Annotated in this window: 20 protein-coding genes and 1 other RNA gene; 19 read left to right on the forward strand and 2 right to left on the reverse strand. The window is 27.0% G+C overall.

Going from position 1 to position 15,502, the window contains the following annotated elements; translation table 11 throughout:
- The first annotated feature begins 146 nt into the window (after window positions 1-146).
- The 9 genes from H8S10_RS13565 to H8S10_RS13605 all read left to right on the forward strand — a co-directional run bounded on the left by H8S10_RS13565 (window position 147) and on the right by H8S10_RS13605 (window position 6,922).
- Window positions 147-764 carry a hypothetical protein gene (locus H8S10_RS13565; protein WP_186839236.1) on the forward strand — a complete coding sequence of 206 codons (618 nt, stop codon included), beginning with the start codon at window positions 147-149 and terminating at the stop codon, window positions 762-764.
- Entirely contained in the window at window positions 754-2,034 is a 1,281-nt protein-coding gene (locus H8S10_RS13570; protein WP_186839237.1) for a clostripain-related cysteine peptidase, read from the forward strand. Before H8S10_RS13565 ends, H8S10_RS13570 begins: the two co-directional genes overlap by 11 nt.
- A 267-nt stretch (window positions 2,035-2,301) precedes the next feature.
- A complete protein-coding gene (locus tag H8S10_RS13575; protein ID WP_186839238.1) occupies window positions 2,302-2,829 on the forward strand; it encodes a SprT-like domain-containing protein in 528 nt (175 codons plus the stop codon).
- A gap of 79 nt (window positions 2,830-2,908) precedes the next feature.
- Window positions 2,909-3,175: a DUF1292 domain-containing protein gene (locus tag H8S10_RS13580; RefSeq protein ID WP_055264745.1), complete on the forward strand. Its 267-nt coding sequence runs from the start codon at window positions 2,909-2,911 to the stop codon at window positions 3,173-3,175.
- 13 nt (window positions 3,176-3,188) lie between these two features.
- On the forward strand, window positions 3,189-3,584 hold the full coding sequence (locus H8S10_RS13585) for a hypothetical protein (protein ID WP_055264746.1): 396 nt from the start codon (window positions 3,189-3,191) through the stop codon (window positions 3,582-3,584).
- A 68-nt stretch (window positions 3,585-3,652) separates the two neighbouring features.
- Window positions 3,653-3,833: non-coding RNA, 6S RNA (ssrS, locus tag H8S10_RS13590), on the forward strand.
- A 564-nt stretch (window positions 3,834-4,397) separates the two neighbouring features.
- Entirely contained in the window at window positions 4,398-4,589 is a 192-nt protein-coding gene (locus H8S10_RS13595; RefSeq protein ID WP_055264747.1) for a DUF896 domain-containing protein, read from the forward strand.
- A 15-nt stretch (window positions 4,590-4,604) separates the two neighbouring features.
- Entirely contained in the window at window positions 4,605-5,513 is a 909-nt protein-coding gene (hprK, locus tag H8S10_RS13600; protein WP_055264748.1) for an HPr(Ser) kinase/phosphatase, read from the forward strand.
- A gap of 20 nt (window positions 5,514-5,533) precedes the next feature.
- On the forward strand, window positions 5,534-6,922 hold the full coding sequence (locus H8S10_RS13605; RefSeq protein ID WP_055264749.1) for an aminopeptidase: 1,389 nt from the start codon (window positions 5,534-5,536) through the stop codon (window positions 6,920-6,922).
- A gap of 153 nt (window positions 6,923-7,075) precedes the next feature.
- On the opposite strand, the gene H8S10_RS13610 is transcribed toward H8S10_RS13605, so the two are convergent.
- On the reverse strand, window positions 7,076-7,900 hold the full coding sequence (locus H8S10_RS13610) for a PHP domain-containing protein (RefSeq protein ID WP_055264751.1): 825 nt from the start codon (window positions 7,898-7,900) through the stop codon (window positions 7,076-7,078).
- A gap of 118 nt (window positions 7,901-8,018) precedes the next feature.
- Here H8S10_RS13610 and H8S10_RS13615 point away from each other — a divergent pair, with 118 nt between their 5' ends.
- From H8S10_RS13615 to folK, 7 genes are read left to right on the forward strand one after another with little or no spacing between them, the layout of a single operon-like run.
- Window positions 8,019-8,606, forward strand: a complete 588-nt coding sequence (locus H8S10_RS13615) for an aminodeoxychorismate/anthranilate synthase component II (RefSeq protein WP_186839239.1) — start codon at window positions 8,019-8,021, stop codon at window positions 8,604-8,606.
- Window positions 8,607-8,609: 3 nt separating this feature from the next.
- The gene (gene pabB / locus H8S10_RS13620; protein ID WP_186839240.1) at window positions 8,610-9,980 is read left to right on the forward strand and encodes an aminodeoxychorismate synthase component I; all 1,371 of its coding nucleotides are present in this window, start codon (window positions 8,610-8,612) and stop codon (window positions 9,978-9,980) included.
- On the forward strand, window positions 9,980-10,732 hold the full coding sequence (locus H8S10_RS13625) for an aminotransferase class IV (RefSeq protein ID WP_186839241.1): 753 nt from the start codon (window positions 9,980-9,982) through the stop codon (window positions 10,730-10,732). The genes pabB and H8S10_RS13625 overlap by 1 nt, the downstream gene beginning before the upstream one ends.
- Window positions 10,733-11,287 (forward strand): GTP cyclohydrolase I FolE, encoded by a 555-nt coding sequence (folE, locus tag H8S10_RS13630; protein ID WP_186839242.1) that lies wholly within the window; start codon window positions 10,733-10,735, stop codon window positions 11,285-11,287.
- 10 nt (window positions 11,288-11,297) lie between these two features.
- Entirely contained in the window at window positions 11,298-11,771 is a 474-nt protein-coding gene (locus H8S10_RS13635) for an HD domain-containing protein (RefSeq protein WP_186839243.1), read from the forward strand.
- 49 nt (window positions 11,772-11,820) lie between these two features.
- On the forward strand, window positions 11,821-12,630 hold the full coding sequence (folP, locus tag H8S10_RS13640) for a dihydropteroate synthase (RefSeq protein WP_055264763.1): 810 nt from the start codon (window positions 11,821-11,823) through the stop codon (window positions 12,628-12,630).
- Window positions 12,631-12,639: 9 nt separating this feature from the next.
- A complete protein-coding gene (gene folK, locus H8S10_RS13645) occupies window positions 12,640-13,461 on the forward strand; it encodes a 2-amino-4-hydroxy-6-hydroxymethyldihydropteridine diphosphokinase (protein ID WP_055264765.1) in 822 nt (273 codons plus the stop codon).
- A gap of 62 nt (window positions 13,462-13,523) precedes the next feature.
- Here the strand turns inward: folK and H8S10_RS13650 are convergent, their stop codons facing one another.
- Window positions 13,524-14,012: a DUF4883 family protein gene (locus H8S10_RS13650; protein WP_055264767.1), complete on the reverse strand. Its 489-nt coding sequence runs from the start codon at window positions 14,010-14,012 to the stop codon at window positions 13,524-13,526.
- A 229-nt stretch (window positions 14,013-14,241) separates the two neighbouring features.
- Between H8S10_RS13650 and H8S10_RS13655 the strand changes: the two genes are divergently transcribed.
- From H8S10_RS13655 to H8S10_RS13665, 3 genes are all read left to right on the forward strand, one after another.
- Window positions 14,242-14,517, forward strand: coding sequence for a hypothetical protein (locus H8S10_RS13655; protein WP_055264769.1), 276 nt, complete (start codon window positions 14,242-14,244; stop codon window positions 14,515-14,517).
- Window positions 14,518-14,638: 121 nt separating this feature from the next.
- Window positions 14,639-14,806: a small, acid-soluble spore protein, alpha/beta type gene (locus tag H8S10_RS13660; protein ID WP_070205664.1), complete on the forward strand. Its 168-nt coding sequence runs from the start codon at window positions 14,639-14,641 to the stop codon at window positions 14,804-14,806.
- 143 nt (window positions 14,807-14,949) lie between these two features.
- Window positions 14,950-15,408: a DUF3284 domain-containing protein gene (locus H8S10_RS13665; RefSeq protein ID WP_186839244.1), complete on the forward strand. Its 459-nt coding sequence runs from the start codon at window positions 14,950-14,952 to the stop codon at window positions 15,406-15,408.
- The last annotated feature ends 94 nt before the right edge of the window (window positions 15,409-15,502 follow it).

Below are 15,502 nucleotides of genomic sequence, written 5' to 3' on the forward strand. Positions count from 1 at the left end.
GTATATGCTATTAGTTTTATCCAAAGGAGCAAAAATGATACTGAAAAATTTGAGTGATATAAAAAATCTTGGCCATAAAGGCCTTGATATATAAGGGTTAAGAAATATGATTAACCCTATCATAAAAATGGAGAAGAGGTGAAAAAATGGGGAGGGAAATATTACTTAAACCAATATATCTAGAATTAAGTCAAGAACATACTATCAAGATAAAAAGAGATAGATATAAATATAATAGAGAGATTAATGTTTATGGAAAAATATTTTATGATAATATACCAGTTAAAGGGGCTGTTGTAGTTCTTTTTCATATAATTAGAAATAAAAAGATACCGATAAGACGTTGTATTACAGATGAGAGTGGAAGTTATTATTTTAAATTTAATAATTGTAGTTATATAGACGAGATTATAGGGATAACCAGTTTTAAAGAGCTTAGAAAAATGAATAATAAGGGGTATGTACGTACTAAAAAATATAATATAGAAGTAAATGATATAAAAGATATAATATTATACGGAAAAGTTATAGATAATCATAAAAACCCTATTGAAGGAGCAATAGTAGCTGCTTTTTATGATGATGAAAATGAAATGCAAGCAATATGCCATACTTTTACTGATAAAGATGGAATTTATATATTAAATATAAAATATGATTTGTACAGAGATAAAAAAATTATAGTTAAAAGTGTTAATACAAGTAATTCTATAATTATGGATAGTAATAGTGAAGTTAATAAGGTAAGAAAAGATGAATATTGAGACATGGACAATATTGATATATGCTAATGGTAATAATGAATTAGAGCCTGAAATAACTAAGGTTATAGAAAAACTTAAGATTGAAAATATAAAAGAAAATTTTAATATATTAGTACAATTGGCAAGAGCTGATGAAGAGTTAGCTGAAAAGTTAAGAGGAACTATAGATGAAAATAATAAGGATAGATGGCATGGAGTAAGAAGATATTTACTTAATGATAATGGAGCACATGAAGTAGAAGTTTTAGAAAATGTAAATATGGCTGATCCTACAACTCTTTATAATTTTCTTTTATGGGGAATAAAAAATTATCCATCAGATTATGTGATGGTAGTATTATCAGGGCATGGGGCAGGATTTATTGGGGCGATGACTGATTTTACACATGGAAAACCATATTTAATGAGCTTAGATGGACTAGTAAATGTATTTTATAATTTATATAAAATGACAAATAAAAAAATTGAATTGTTACTTTTAGATAGTTGCTATATGAACTTAATAGAGGTTTGGTATGAGTTTGCCAATATTCCATTTAAACCAATTAAGTACCTACTAGTAGCTCCTGACAATGTAAAGCTTGAAGGGATTTCTTATGTAGATTTTATTAGATATTTACAAGAAAAACTAGAAATATATATAGAAAGTAAAATGGTTTTAATTGATGTTATTAAAGAATTTAATGAAGGTTCCAAAACTGAAGATGAGTTGATTTTGGTTAGTTTAGAAAAAGATAAATTTGAAAAATTAAAGAATTGTGTTAATAGTATTGCGAAAATTATTAATGAAAACAATATAGATATTGAAAAAGAATTACAAAATAACTTAAAGTATGAAAAAATAAATCCATTTATCAGTGTTATGTGTTTAAGTAATATAATTAATTCACGGGTAGGATATAGTACTAATGAAATTAATAAAATGTTAGAAGTGCTTAAGAGGATAGTTATATATCCTAATATTGAAGAATTATCTAAGAATATTAATACAGGTCCAGCTATATATATGCCAGATAGTTTAGAGCAATTTAATGAGTTTAAACAAGCCTATACAAATTTATTATTTTTATCTCATAACAATTGGATAACAATTTTAGATAAAAATAGGGAAGAAGTAGTCAAGGAGAGTAAATATATAAAAAGATACGATATATTACCAAGACCAATAATTTTAAAACGAAAATATGTACTTTCTTCTATTTTAGAACAATGTAATGATATGTCAGTTAAAGAAGCTATAGCAATAGTAGAAATGTTAGGATGGGATTAACATTTCTAAATAGCTTTAAGTAAGAATTATTATTATAGTCTTTTTATAGCTTTTTATATATTATTAATTTAGTAATGAGAAAAAATTTTATTTTTAGCTATAGTTAATTTTATTAGAATTATTAACCTTAAGTATCTATAAGGTTAAACAGAAGTAAAAAATAATTTATTATAAAAGAAAAGTAGATTGTGAAATTAAAATCTACTTTTTTATGGTATTATTGAAAAATGAGTTATTATTTAAAAGTATTATATTGTGGAGAAATAAATGTATAAAAAGTGGACAATAAAAGAGATAAAAGAAGAATTAATTGATATAGGAATAAAATTAGAATATCCTACTAATTTAAAAGTTGAAATTTCAAATAGGGCAACTAAGAGAATGGGAGCTTTTTTTTATATAAAAGAAAAAGAATCAATAGTACCAATAAAATTTGTTTTTGCAAAGAGATTAATAGATGGAAATTATCCAGAGGAAGTTGTGAGGGAAGTAATAATACATGAATATCTTCATTATTATTGTGATACAAAAACAGGATTAAGCAATGGACATAATAAATTCTTTAAATCAATGTGTTTAAAATGTGGAATATCTAGTAAAGCAACATTTAGCTACAAAAGTATAAATGAAGATATATATATTAAAAAGCATGTTAAGATATATAATATATATTGTAGAAAATGTGGTAGATTAGTATGTGTACATAGGCGAAGAGATGCAGCTGAAAGAAAAATAAAAAGCTATATTTCTAAATGTTGTAATTCAAGATTAGAATGTAAAATAAATAATATTTAATGAAGATTAGCTTTATGGTTGTAGTATTTTATGTTTTGTATTATTATAATACCATTAATTAAACTAAAGGAGAAAAAGAATGGAAAAAGAAAACTTAGAACAAGAAGAAAAGCAAATTATGACATTTTTAGATGAAGAAGGAAATAAAGTGGAGTTTGAAGCTATTGCAAGAATATTCTTAGAAGAGCAAGAATATTTATTATTAGCTCCTGCAGATGATGAAGAGTCAGAAGATGTTTATGTATTTAGAATTGATAATGTAGAAGGCAAAGAAGAATTAAATCTTGTTGAAGATGACAAAGAGTTCTTAGCAGTTAAGAAAGAATATAAAAAATTACTTTATTAATTGGAGGATTTAAATGAAAGTTAATGAAATAGTGAGTTTTTTACAGGAAAATGAGCTTGGTGATGTAGAAATATTAAAATCAGAAAAAGATTTATTATTAGTAAACTTCTATTATGATTTTGATGAGGATTTATTAGCAGCAGCTAAAGCGTATGCTAAAGAAGAATGTGAAGATGAATCAAGTGAAGCATGGGAGAAAGAATATTACTTACCTTATTTATATGATTTTTGTAATGACGAAGTTTTATCTATAGTAGAAGATATAACAGAAGAGCTTAATATTGCAGGAGAGTTTATGGCATTCCAAATGAAGGATAGAACTGCTGAGTATGTACAGTTTATGGCTCTATTTACAAATGAAGATAGTGATATATCAATAGAAGAAGTGGTAAAGGATTACATTGGATAAAGTTTTCAATAATAAATTTTAAAATACCTATTGAACTTATAAATTTATTTGATATAATAAAATCATAATAAATCCTGAGATGTGCGCTTAGCTTATAATATTCAACCTACATTATATTTACGGGATTTGCAATAGATTTATAGATGTCGGGCTTCATTTAACATTAGAAGATGGCAGAAGTAAATTGCGCGAAACCCACCTGCGAGTTGCAGGTGTGAGTATATAAGTGACCGGCATGTCGGGACATGATTTGAGAATTAAACACCTCGTTAAGAGGTGTTTTTCTTTTTGTCTTATGGAATTTATTTAATTTAGATTAGCATAAGTAAATAATAGCATTTAAGCGGCTTTATATTTAGATATAGATTTCGAGGTTTTTTTCTTGTATTTAATATAGATTCGCTTTTGTTTTTTGCAAATTAATTTGTCCAAGTTTTGAGAAAGGTAAATAATAAGTATGTTACTTGGAGATAAATAATTAAGAAGAAAATTTAAGTAGATTTTATTTCTTTCGATTTTTCTATGTAACGACTTTGTTTTCATTTTTTCACATCCTTTTGATAAAATATTACATCTGTATAATAATTATAACAAATCTAGCTAAGATGTAAATTAAAACAATTATACAAAATTTTACAAAAACATACAAAATAAGGAAAGATGAAGAACTGGAAATTCTAAATATATAGTAGTTGAATAATAAAAATATAGAGAAAATAGTAGAGTAAAATAAAAATAACTAACTAAGTTGATAATATTGATAAATAAATGTAAAATAAGAGTAAATACACAAGAAGAAAGGAAGAAAATAGAATGGATTATACAAAAGCACCAATAGATGATGTTATAAAAAGAATAAATGAATTATATAAAAAAAGTAAAGAAGAAGGATTAAACGAAGAAGAAAAAGAAGAACAACAAAAGCTAAGAAGAAGATATATTGATAATGTCAAAGCAAATTTTAGAGTTCAATTAGAGGGTGTTGAGTTAAAGAAAAAGCAATAGTTTAAGGAGAGTAAAATGTCAGTTGCAGTAGAGAAATTAATTAAGGACTTTGATTTAGAAGTTTTAGTCCAAGGGGATGAAAGTGTAGAAATTTCAGTAAACGATATTAATAGACCAGGATTACAATTGGCTGGATTCTATAACTATTTTGCACCAGAAAGATTACAGGTAATAGGTAAAGCAGAATGGTTTTTTCTAGATGCTATGCAAACAGAGTTACGTAAGAAAAGAGTTGAAAAATATTTCAGCTTTAAATCAAATTGTATAGTAATAACTAGAGGATTAGAACCACACGAGGAATTTGTTAAGGCAGCTAAGAAAAATAAAACTTGGTTATTAAGAAGTAATATGGTTACTACTAATTTTATTAGTAAAATGACAATGTATTTAGCTGACAAATTTGCACCAGAAACTAGATTGCATGGTGTATTAGTAGACGTGTATGGTATTGGAATATTAATAACAGGAGAAAGTGGAATAGGCAAAAGTGAAACTGCTTTAGAGCTTATTAAGAGAGGTCATAGACTTGTTACAGATGATGCAGTAGATATAAGAGAGATAGATGGATCATTAATAGGGACATCACCAAGAATTACTATAGGGATGTTAGAGGTTAGAGGAATAGGAATAATTGATATTCCATCACTATATGGAGTAAGTTCAATACTTCAATCCAAAAGTATTAATCTTATAATGCACTTTGAACACTGGAAAGATGATGGAGATTATGATAGACTAGGAACTAACCAAGATGCTCAGGAAATTCTTGGGGTAAATGTGAGAAAATTGAGAATTCCTATAAGACCAGGAAGAAATATTGCTGTTATTATTGAAGCTGCAGCTGTTAACTATAGACATTCATTAATGTCTGATGTAACACCTGTAGATATAATAGAAAGTAGAATGGCTAAAGATAGCAATTAAAATTAAATGGGGGTATAAAAATGAGTGAAGAAAAAACTAAAAATGCATGGTTAAAATTTGATGAAAAAGGAAGACTAGACATTTTTAATTTCTGTGAGGGCTATAAAAATTATATGTCAGTATGTAAAACAGAAAGAGAATCAGTTTTGGAAGCTATAAGATTAGCAGAAGAAAAAGGTTATAAGGATTTAAATTTAGTAATTAAGAATGGTGAAACTTTAAAAAGTGGAGATAAGGTTTATTTGAATAATAAAGATAAGGCTTTAGTACTATTCTTAATCGGTAATGAACCAATAGAAAATGGTATGAGAATAATAGGTTCTCACGTAGATTCACCTAGATTAGATTTAAAACAACATACTTTATATGAAGATGGTCAAATGGCTTTAATGGATACTCACTATTATGGAGGTATCAAAAAGTATCAATGGATAGCTTTACCTTTAGCAATTCATGGAGTTGTAGTTAAAAAAGACGGAACAAAGATAGATGTAGTAATAGGAGAAGATGATAACGATCCTGTAGTAGGAATATCAGATCTTTTAGTTCATCTGTCTGGAGAACAACTTCAAAAGAAAGCAAATGAAGTTATTCATGGTGAAGATTTAAATGTTCTTGTAGGAAATATTCCTCTAGAAGGAAAAGAAAATGATGCTGTAAAAGCAAATATATTGAAACTACTTAAGGATAAATATGATTTTGAAGAAGAGGACTTTATATCTGCTGAAATAGAAGTAGTACCTGCTGGAAAAGCAAGAGATTTAGGTTTAGATAGAAGTATGGTAATGGCATATGGACAAGATGATAGAATATGTGCATATACTTCTCTTATGGCTTTATTAGATTTAGATAAAGTAGAAAAAACTTCTGTTATATTACTAGTTGATAAAGAAGAAGTAGGTAGTCAAGGGGCTACAGGAATGCATTCTAGATTTTTTGAAAATGCAGTAGCTGAAATAATGGATAGATTGGGACAATATTCAGAACTAAAACTAAGACGTGCTTTATCTAATTCAGCTATGTTATCAGCAGATGTAACAGCTGCTTTTGATCCTAATTACGCTTCTGCTTATGAAAGAAAAAATACTGCTTACTTTGGAAGAGGGCTAGTATTTAGCAAGTATACTGGAGCAAGAGGTAAATCAGGATGTAATGATGCAAATCCAGAGTTTATAGCTTGGCTTAGAAATATAATGGATAAAAATAATATAGCTTATCAAACAGCTGAACTTGGAAAAGTAGACCAAGGAGGCGGAGGTACTATTGCTTATATTTTAGCAGAGTACAATATGGAAGTTATTGATTGTGGAGTAGCACTTCAAAATATGCATGCACCATGGGAAGTTTCAAGCAAGGTAGATATCTACGAAACAATGAGAGGGTACAAAACTTTCTTAATTGAAAAATAAAGAAATCTTAAAACTACCTTCATAAACTTAGTGTTTTAGTAGAACTAGGAATATAAATTATCTCAATAACTAATACTAAAGCGTAGTTAGGTGATAAAGAGAGATTAAATAATAAAGATAAAAGCTAGAAGATTTTTCTCTTCTAGCTTTTATTTATTTTACTGAATTAATGAATTTTTCTAAGCTTTCCTCATCAAGTGACATAGAGCCTAATGAACCATGTCCATTATCCTCTTCCATACCATGAGAGTCAGAGCCACAAGAAATTAGTAAGTTATTTTTGTTTGCAAACTTTCTGAATTTTTTTTCTTCATCAGGAGTATTTAATGCATATACTGCTTCAAGACCATCTATACCAAGAGGTAAAATATCATTAACTGATATTTTTTTTAGTAAAACAGGATGTGCTAAGAATACTTTAGCATTATATTTTCTTAAAAGAGATATTCCTTCTTCTGTAGACATTTTATTAGCTGGAATATAGGCTGGGCAATCATCACCTATAAAGTTTTTAAATATATAGTCATAATCATAAGGATAACCAGCTTCGATAATAGTTTTAGCTATATGAGGTCTAGCAATAGTATCTTTTCCATTTTTTAAAACATCTTCTACTTTAATTTCGATGTTATTAAATTTTTTAAGTCTTGCTACTATTTCTTCTGCTCTTCTTATACGCTTATCTTTTAATTCTTGTAAAAAATTATTTAGTTCAGTATCTTTATAATCATCACCTTTAAAAAAGCCAAGAAGGTGAACAGTTTCTTTATTATGAGAAGTAGAAAGCTCTATTCCAGGAATAAAAGTCATTCCTAAACTCTCTGCCATATTTTTAGCCTCATCTATACCAGTTAATGTATCATGGTCTGTTAATGCTAAATATTTAACTCCCTTATCAAAAGATTTTTTTACTACTTCTGATGGAGAAAATGAGCCGTCTGAAGCTGTTGAATGAGTGTGAAAATCACATTTTACCATAATTACTGTAATCTCCTTTCAAGTAATTGTTTTTTGTCATAGAAAGCTATGATATAATTTATTCATTATTTATTTTAGCATAAAAGATAAAATAATGGCGAAGAATTTGGAGGAATTTATGTTTTTAATGATAGATAATTATGATTCTTTTGTTTATAATCTTATAAGATATTTTGAAGAACTTAACGAAGAAGTTGTAGTATATAGAAATGATAAAATAACATTAAAAGAAATAGAAGATATGGATTTAGAAGGAATAATAATTTCTCCGGGACCTAAAGCGCCTAAAGATGCAGGATTAAGCTTAAATATCATTGATAGGTTCAAAAGTGAAGTACCAATATTAGGGATATGCCTTGGACATCAATGTATAGGACATTATTTTGGAGGAAATATAATTAAAGGTAAAGAACCAGTACATGGGAAAATAAGCTATATAGTACATAGTGGGGAAAAGATTTTTAAAAATGTAAAAAGTCCATTAAGAGTTACTAGATATCACTCGCTTATTGTAGATAATGAAAGTTTTCCAAGTTGTTTAGAGATTACTAGTAAGACAGAAGATGATGTAATTATGGGGATTAGACATAGAGATTATCATATTTATGGGTTGCAGTTCCATCCAGAAGCAGAGATGACTGAAGATGGACACACTATGTTAAAAAATTTTATAGATATATGTAAAAACTATAAAAAGAGAGGTTAATAGATGAAGTTTAAGATAGAAGAGTTTTCAACGGATTTGAATGTATTTGAAGTTTATAATTGCGTTAAAGATAATAATAGTATATTACTTGATAGTTCAAAGGAAGATAAGGATTTATCAAAGTACTCATTTATAGGATTAAATTCATTTTTGACATTTGAAGCTTATGGTGAAAATTCCTATGTTAATGGAGAAAAAGTTAAAGGAGATCCTTTTTTAGTATTAGAAGAATTAATAAAAAAATATAGCTTTAAATACGATATAGAATTACCTTTAGTCGGTGGTACTATTGGTTATATTTCTTATGATGCGGGAAGAATAATTGAAGATATTCAAGATTTTTCAAAAGAAGATTTTAAAATTCCAGATATAAGATTCAAATTCTATGATAATATAATAATATTTGATCATATGAATAATAAAAAATATATAACTGCTTTAGGTATAAAAGAAGATTCTACTGAAAGTATTAATATTATAATAGACAAGATATATAAATTTGATAAGATATATAAATCAGAAGATTTATATAATGAGCAAGTTGTTGATAAAAAAATAGATAATAAATTTTACTCAAATTTTTCAAAAGAAGAATATATTGATAAAATTAAGAAACTAAAAGAGTATATAAGAAGTGGAGATGTATATATAGCGAATATGACTCAAAGATTTTTTTGTGAGTCTAATGAAGATGCTATTAATATTTATAAAAATTTGAGAGAGATAAATAAAGCACCGTTTTCGGTATTTGCAAATTATGATGATTTTCAAATAATATCGTCATCACCAGAGCGATTTATTCAAATTAAAGATAGAAAAGCCCATACTAGACCTATTAAAGGGACAAGACCTAGAGGGAAAGATAAAAAGGAAGACTTATTAAATAAGGAAGCATTAATTAATAGTGAAAAAGATAAAGCAGAGCTATTGATGGTAGTAGACTTAGAGAGAAATGATTTTAGTAAGGTGTGTAAGCCACATACGGTAAAGGTCACTGAGTTATTTAAATTAGAAGAATATGCTACAGTGTTTCATCTTGTTTCAACAATAGAAGGAGAATTGAAGGATCAAATATCGGAAGTTAAATTTATAAGAGAGTGTTTTCCAGGGGGATCTATTACAGGTACTCCTAAAATAAGAGCTATGGAAATAATTGAAGAGTTAGAGATGTTAAAGAGAAATATTTATACAGGATGTATAGGATATTTTGATTTTAGGGGAAATTCTGATTTTAATATTGCTATAAGAACTATTATAAAGAAAGAGAATAAAGCTTACTTTGGTGTTGGTGGAGGAATAACTTATGATTCTATTGAAGAGGACGAATATGAGGAAACACTAGATAAAGCAAAAGCATTAATGAAGGTGTTATAGTGAGAAAAATAGTTTTTAATGATGATAAGGCTTTAATAGATACTGGAATATTCTTTGGAAGAGGAGTATTTGAAACGATATTATTAAAAGGTAAGCCACATTTTTTGAATGAGCATATTGAAAGATTAAATGATGGAATTACAAAGTTGTCTTTAGGAGACCATATAACTTCAGATATGGTTTTAGAAAAAATAAATGAGTACAAACTAGACAACTTAGCGTTAAAAATAGTTGTTACTGAGAAAAATATAATTTTTTCTACTAGAGAGATTAAATATAAAGCTGAAAATTATGAACAAGGATTTAAAGTTAAATTATCAAATAATATAAGAAATAGTAAATCATGTTTAACTTATATTAAATCTATTAATTATCTGGATAATTTATTAGAATATGAAAAGGCACAAAAAGAAGAATATAATGAGGTGCTTTTTTTAAATGAAAATAATAAGTTATCAGAAGGATCTACTACAAATGTTTTTATAGTTAAAGATAATAAAATTTACACGCCTTCTGAAAAATGTGGTTTATTAAGTGGTATTATAAGAAAATATGTAATAGATAATTTTAAAGTTTATGAAAAGGAAATATCTAAAGAAGAATTGCTAAATGCTGATGAAGTATTTCTAACTAATTCACTTGTAGGAGTAATTAAAGTTTCAGAAATCGAAGGTTGTAAATTTAGAAATAGAGTTACAGAAAAAGTTAGAAAAGCTTATGAAGAGTATATAGGTATTAGGGAGGAAAATTAAATGGATAGAGAAAAGATATTAGAAGGTGCTAGGCTTATATTAGAAGGTATAGGTGAAGATGTAAATAGAGAAGGGCTTTTAGAAACTCCAGATAGAATAGCTAGAATGTATGAAGAAATATTTGGAGGACTAGGGAAGGATGCAAAGGAGATTTTATCAAAAACTTTTGAAGTTGATAACGATGATCTTGTAATAGAAAAAGATATTACTTTCTTTTCTATGTGCGAGCATCACTTAGTACCTTTTTATGGAAAGGCACATATAGCATATATACCAAATGGAAGAGTTGCAGGACTTTCAAAGCTTGCAAGAACTGTTGAGCTTTATTCTAAAAAACCACAGTTACAAGAAAGATTAACATCAGAAATAGCAGATGCTATAATGGATAATTTAAATGCTAAAGGAGCTATGGTTGTAATTGAAGGTGAGCATATGTGTATGACTATGAGAGGTGTTAAAAAACCTGGAGCTAGAACTATTACAACAACATATAGAGGCGTATTTAAAGAAGATTTAAACTTAAGAAAAGAAACACTTGGATTAATTAAGAGTTAGGGAGGTTGTTTTGAAAAAGGTAAATGATATTTTAAATAATACTTTATATAAAGAAAACTTAGAAAAACTTTTGAAGTATGAAGAAAAGAGAGAGTTTTGTAGACATGATTTAAAACATTTTATTGATATGGCTAGAATTGCATATATTATGGTTTTAGAAAAAGGATTACCATACGCTAAAGAGTTAATATATGCTATAGGTTTATTACATGATATAGGAAGAGTGAAGCAATACGAGGAAGGAATTCCTCATCATATCGCAAGTGTTGAGTTGAGTAAAGAAATATTAAAAAAAATAGATTTTACAGAAGAAGAGAAAAATATAATAATAAAATCTATCCAAAATCACCGTAAAGAGGCTGATGATGAACTAAGCTTAATAATATACAGAAGTGATAAACTTTCAAGAGAATGCTTTAACTGCAAAGCAATAAATGATTGCTATTGGAGTGACGAAAAGAAAAACTTAAAAATCAATTACTAACTAGTAACTCTTAATCGTTAACTGTCAACTAAAGTAAAGGGGTTGTATTATGAAAATAGGAAATAAAGAATTTAATCTAGGAGAAAGAACATATATTATGGGAATTCTTAATGTAACACCAGATTCTTTCTCAGATGGTGGTAAATATAATGAAGTGGAAGAGGCAGTAAAGCATGCTAAAGAACTTGTAGATGCTGGAGCTGATATAATAGATATAGGTGGAGAGTCTACTAGACCAGGAGCTTTATATGTAACTGAAGATGAAGAAATAGAAAGAGTAGTGCCTATAATAAAAGCTATAAAGGAAAATTTAGATATAACAATATCTATTGATACATATAAGAGTAAAACAGCAGAAGCTGCAATAAAAGCAGGTGCTGATATAATAAATGATGTATGGGGATTTAAAAAAGATAAAGACATGGCAAAAGTTGCTGCAAAGTATAAAGTACCTTGTATATTGATGCATAATAGAGAAGAGAAGCCTTATAAAAATCTTATGGAAGATGTTTTAGAAGATTTAAAGGAAAGTATAAATCTTGCATTAGAAGCTGGAGTTAAAAATGAAAATATAATTTTAGATCCAGGAATAGGATTTGCTAAGACTTATGAAGAGAATCTTTCTGTTATGAATAATGTTGATAAACTTAAGGAGTTAGGATATCCAGTTCTTTTAGGTACATCTAGAAAGTCAATGATAGGATTAACATTAAATCTTCCGGTAAATGAAAGAGTAGAAGGAACAATAGCCACAACTGTAATTGGAATAATGAAGGGCTGCGAATTTATTAGAGTACATGATGTTCTTGAAAATAAGAGAGCGGCAGTTATGACTGATAAAATTATTAAGGCAAAGTAGGGTAAGATGATGGATAAAGTATATTTAAAAGATATTGAAATTTTTGCAAATCATGGAGTATTTAAAGAAGAAAAAGTATTAGGACAGAAGTTTATTCTTTCATTAGAGTTATCTTTAGATTTTAAGGAAAGTGCTGTTAGTAATGATTTAACTAAGTCGGTTCATTATGGAGAGCTTTGTCATAAGGTAGAAAAGCTTTTTCAAGAAGAGAGCTGTGATTTGATTGAAACTGTAGTAGATAAAATTGCAAAGTTTGTTTTGGAAGAATATAAAATTGTAAATGAAGTTAAAGTATTATTAAAAAAGCCATGGGCACCTATAAATAGACATTTAGATTATGCAGCTGTAGAAACTACAAGAAAGAGAAGCGTTGCTTATATAGCATTAGGAAGCAATATAGGAGATAAAAAGAAGTATATAGAAGATGCTATAGTTAAAATAGCAGAAATTAAACATGTTGAAGTTATAAAAGAAGCTGAAATAATAGATACAAAGCCATGGGGTTATGAAGAACAAGATGATTTTTTAAATACTGCAATAGGAGTTGAAACACTTCTAACACCTAAAGAGTTGATGAAAGAACTTTTAAGAATTGAAAAAGAGTTAGATAGAGTTAGAGAGTTAAGATGGGGACCTAGAACAATTGATCTAGATATAATACTTTTTGATGACATAGTTAGTAATGATGAATTTATAATAATACCTCATCCACAAATGCATCTAAGAGAATTTGTTTTAGAGCCACTAAATGAAATTGCTCCATATGCAATACATCCTTTAAAAAATAAGAGGATTTTTGAATTATTGAATGACTTAAAAAATAAAAAATAGGTGATACTAATTTTCGTAGTATCACCTATTAATATAATAATATAAAAATTAAATAACATGGTTTAGTTATTATCTCTTTGGTGTGATTTATTTACTATATAAGAGCAAAATGAATAAAGGTTATTATAAGTTGAAACACCTTTCATAGATATTTTATCCTCTTCGAAATTTCCATCCCAAGGATAAAGGGTAATGGAAGAGGTATCATATACATTTATTATAAATTTTTCATGTGCAAATTCTATACAGAGTTCATATTTTGCTTTGTCAGTTGTTTCTAAGTCAGTTAGGTAATTATCATTATTTAAAGATTCGAAAAAGTTTAGAAGAATATCTTTATCTTCTTCATCTACAGTATAATATTTGTAGAAATCTGTATCAAATACCTTTAATGTAAAAGGTTCATTGATTTTTAAGTTTTTATATATTAAGCTTGAATAATAATAATCATTAGGTTTAGATTTAAAATTTAAGTATCTTGGATTATCAAACATACATCCTTGTAATGATAAAATAAGAATAGTTATTATAATAAATTTAAAGTATTTCATTTTTACCTCCATAATAAGTAGACTTATTAAAACTTATTCTTATATGTATTTATTTAGAACATATACTATTATTAAGGTAAAATTAATTTTAAATATAATTATAATTATGACAAAGATAAAGGGTAATAACAACTGCTTTAAAAAATAAAAAATAACTCATATCTTGCAAAGATATAAAAATAATAGTATAATAGCATAGAAAATAAAATTTAGGATTGAGGTTGATGTAATGAATAGTACGTTTAAATCTATAATATTTACTGGAATAGGATTAGCTATATTTTTTGCAATATCTTGGTTATTCATTAGTATAGTACCATATCTATTAGTAGGTGGGTTAATAATATATATAGTAGTAAAGTTTAGAAAATACTTTAATAATAAAAATAAAGGTTCAAATAATCAAAATGGAACTGAAACAGTTTATGAAAGTTCTAATGTACAAGCAGATTATTATAACGAAAATGAAAAAGTTATAGATGTAGATTATAAAGAAATGGATTAGTGAGAATAATATTCTCACTTTTTTTATATTAATAAAACTTTCTTTTGTTAAATAATTATAAAAAAATATATACTACATAAAATATTATGGAAATCTATTTTATAAAACAAAGGAGAAAGTTATGGCACACAAAAATAATAAAAATTCAAAAGATAATAAAAAAGCTGGGAAAAAGACTAAAGCAGAACTAAAAGAAATGAAAGTAGAAACTGCTAATGAGATAGGGTATTCAAAAGAATCAAGAAAACTTGGAAGAGATAAACCAAGAAAACCAGAGGCACAAGCTTAAGGAATATTATCAGAATGGCAAATAGTAAATTGATTTATATTTACTATTTGTCATTTGTAATTATTTACACTTTGTTTATAGATTTTTGTTGAATTTTCTGTCATAATACATTATGTAAAGATTTATAAGGTAGGTTGATTAAAATGAGCAAATTTACAGTAAGTACAGTTATAGCATATCCATTAGAAGAAGTTTTTGATAATTTTATACAATTAGCTAAAGAACCTTTTAATAAATTTAATGAAGAAAATCCAATAGGGGCAAAGAGTAAAAGAGTTGCAAGAAAAACAAAAAGCGGAGATATTTATATGGAAACATCCGTTACAGATTATATAAAAAATGAGGTTTATGAAACAAGAACTATGTTTCTTAGCTCTAAGTATACAGGAAGATATGAATTTAAAGATGCTGGAGATGATTGTACAGAGATAATATTAACTGAAAGTCAAGATCTTTATGGAATTATGAATAAGATTGGATTTGTATTTCAATCATTAATAGCTAAGAAAAAGATTAAAAAGAAGCTTGATAATACAATAAATGCGTTAGAAGATAAAATAATAAAAGAAAGAAATAAAAGCGAAAATAAAAAAGTAAAATAGAGTTAACTTATTAAAATACCCTGTCTAAATGTGAGACAGGGTATTTTATATTTAAGAAGCTGAAGAGTCATTTTTCGTTAATTCTTAATTTTTA

The sequence above is a fragment of the Clostridium sp. NSJ-49 genome, assembly GCF_014287725.1.
GTDB lineage: Bacteria > Bacillota > Clostridia > Clostridiales > Clostridiaceae > Clostridium > Clostridium disporicum_B.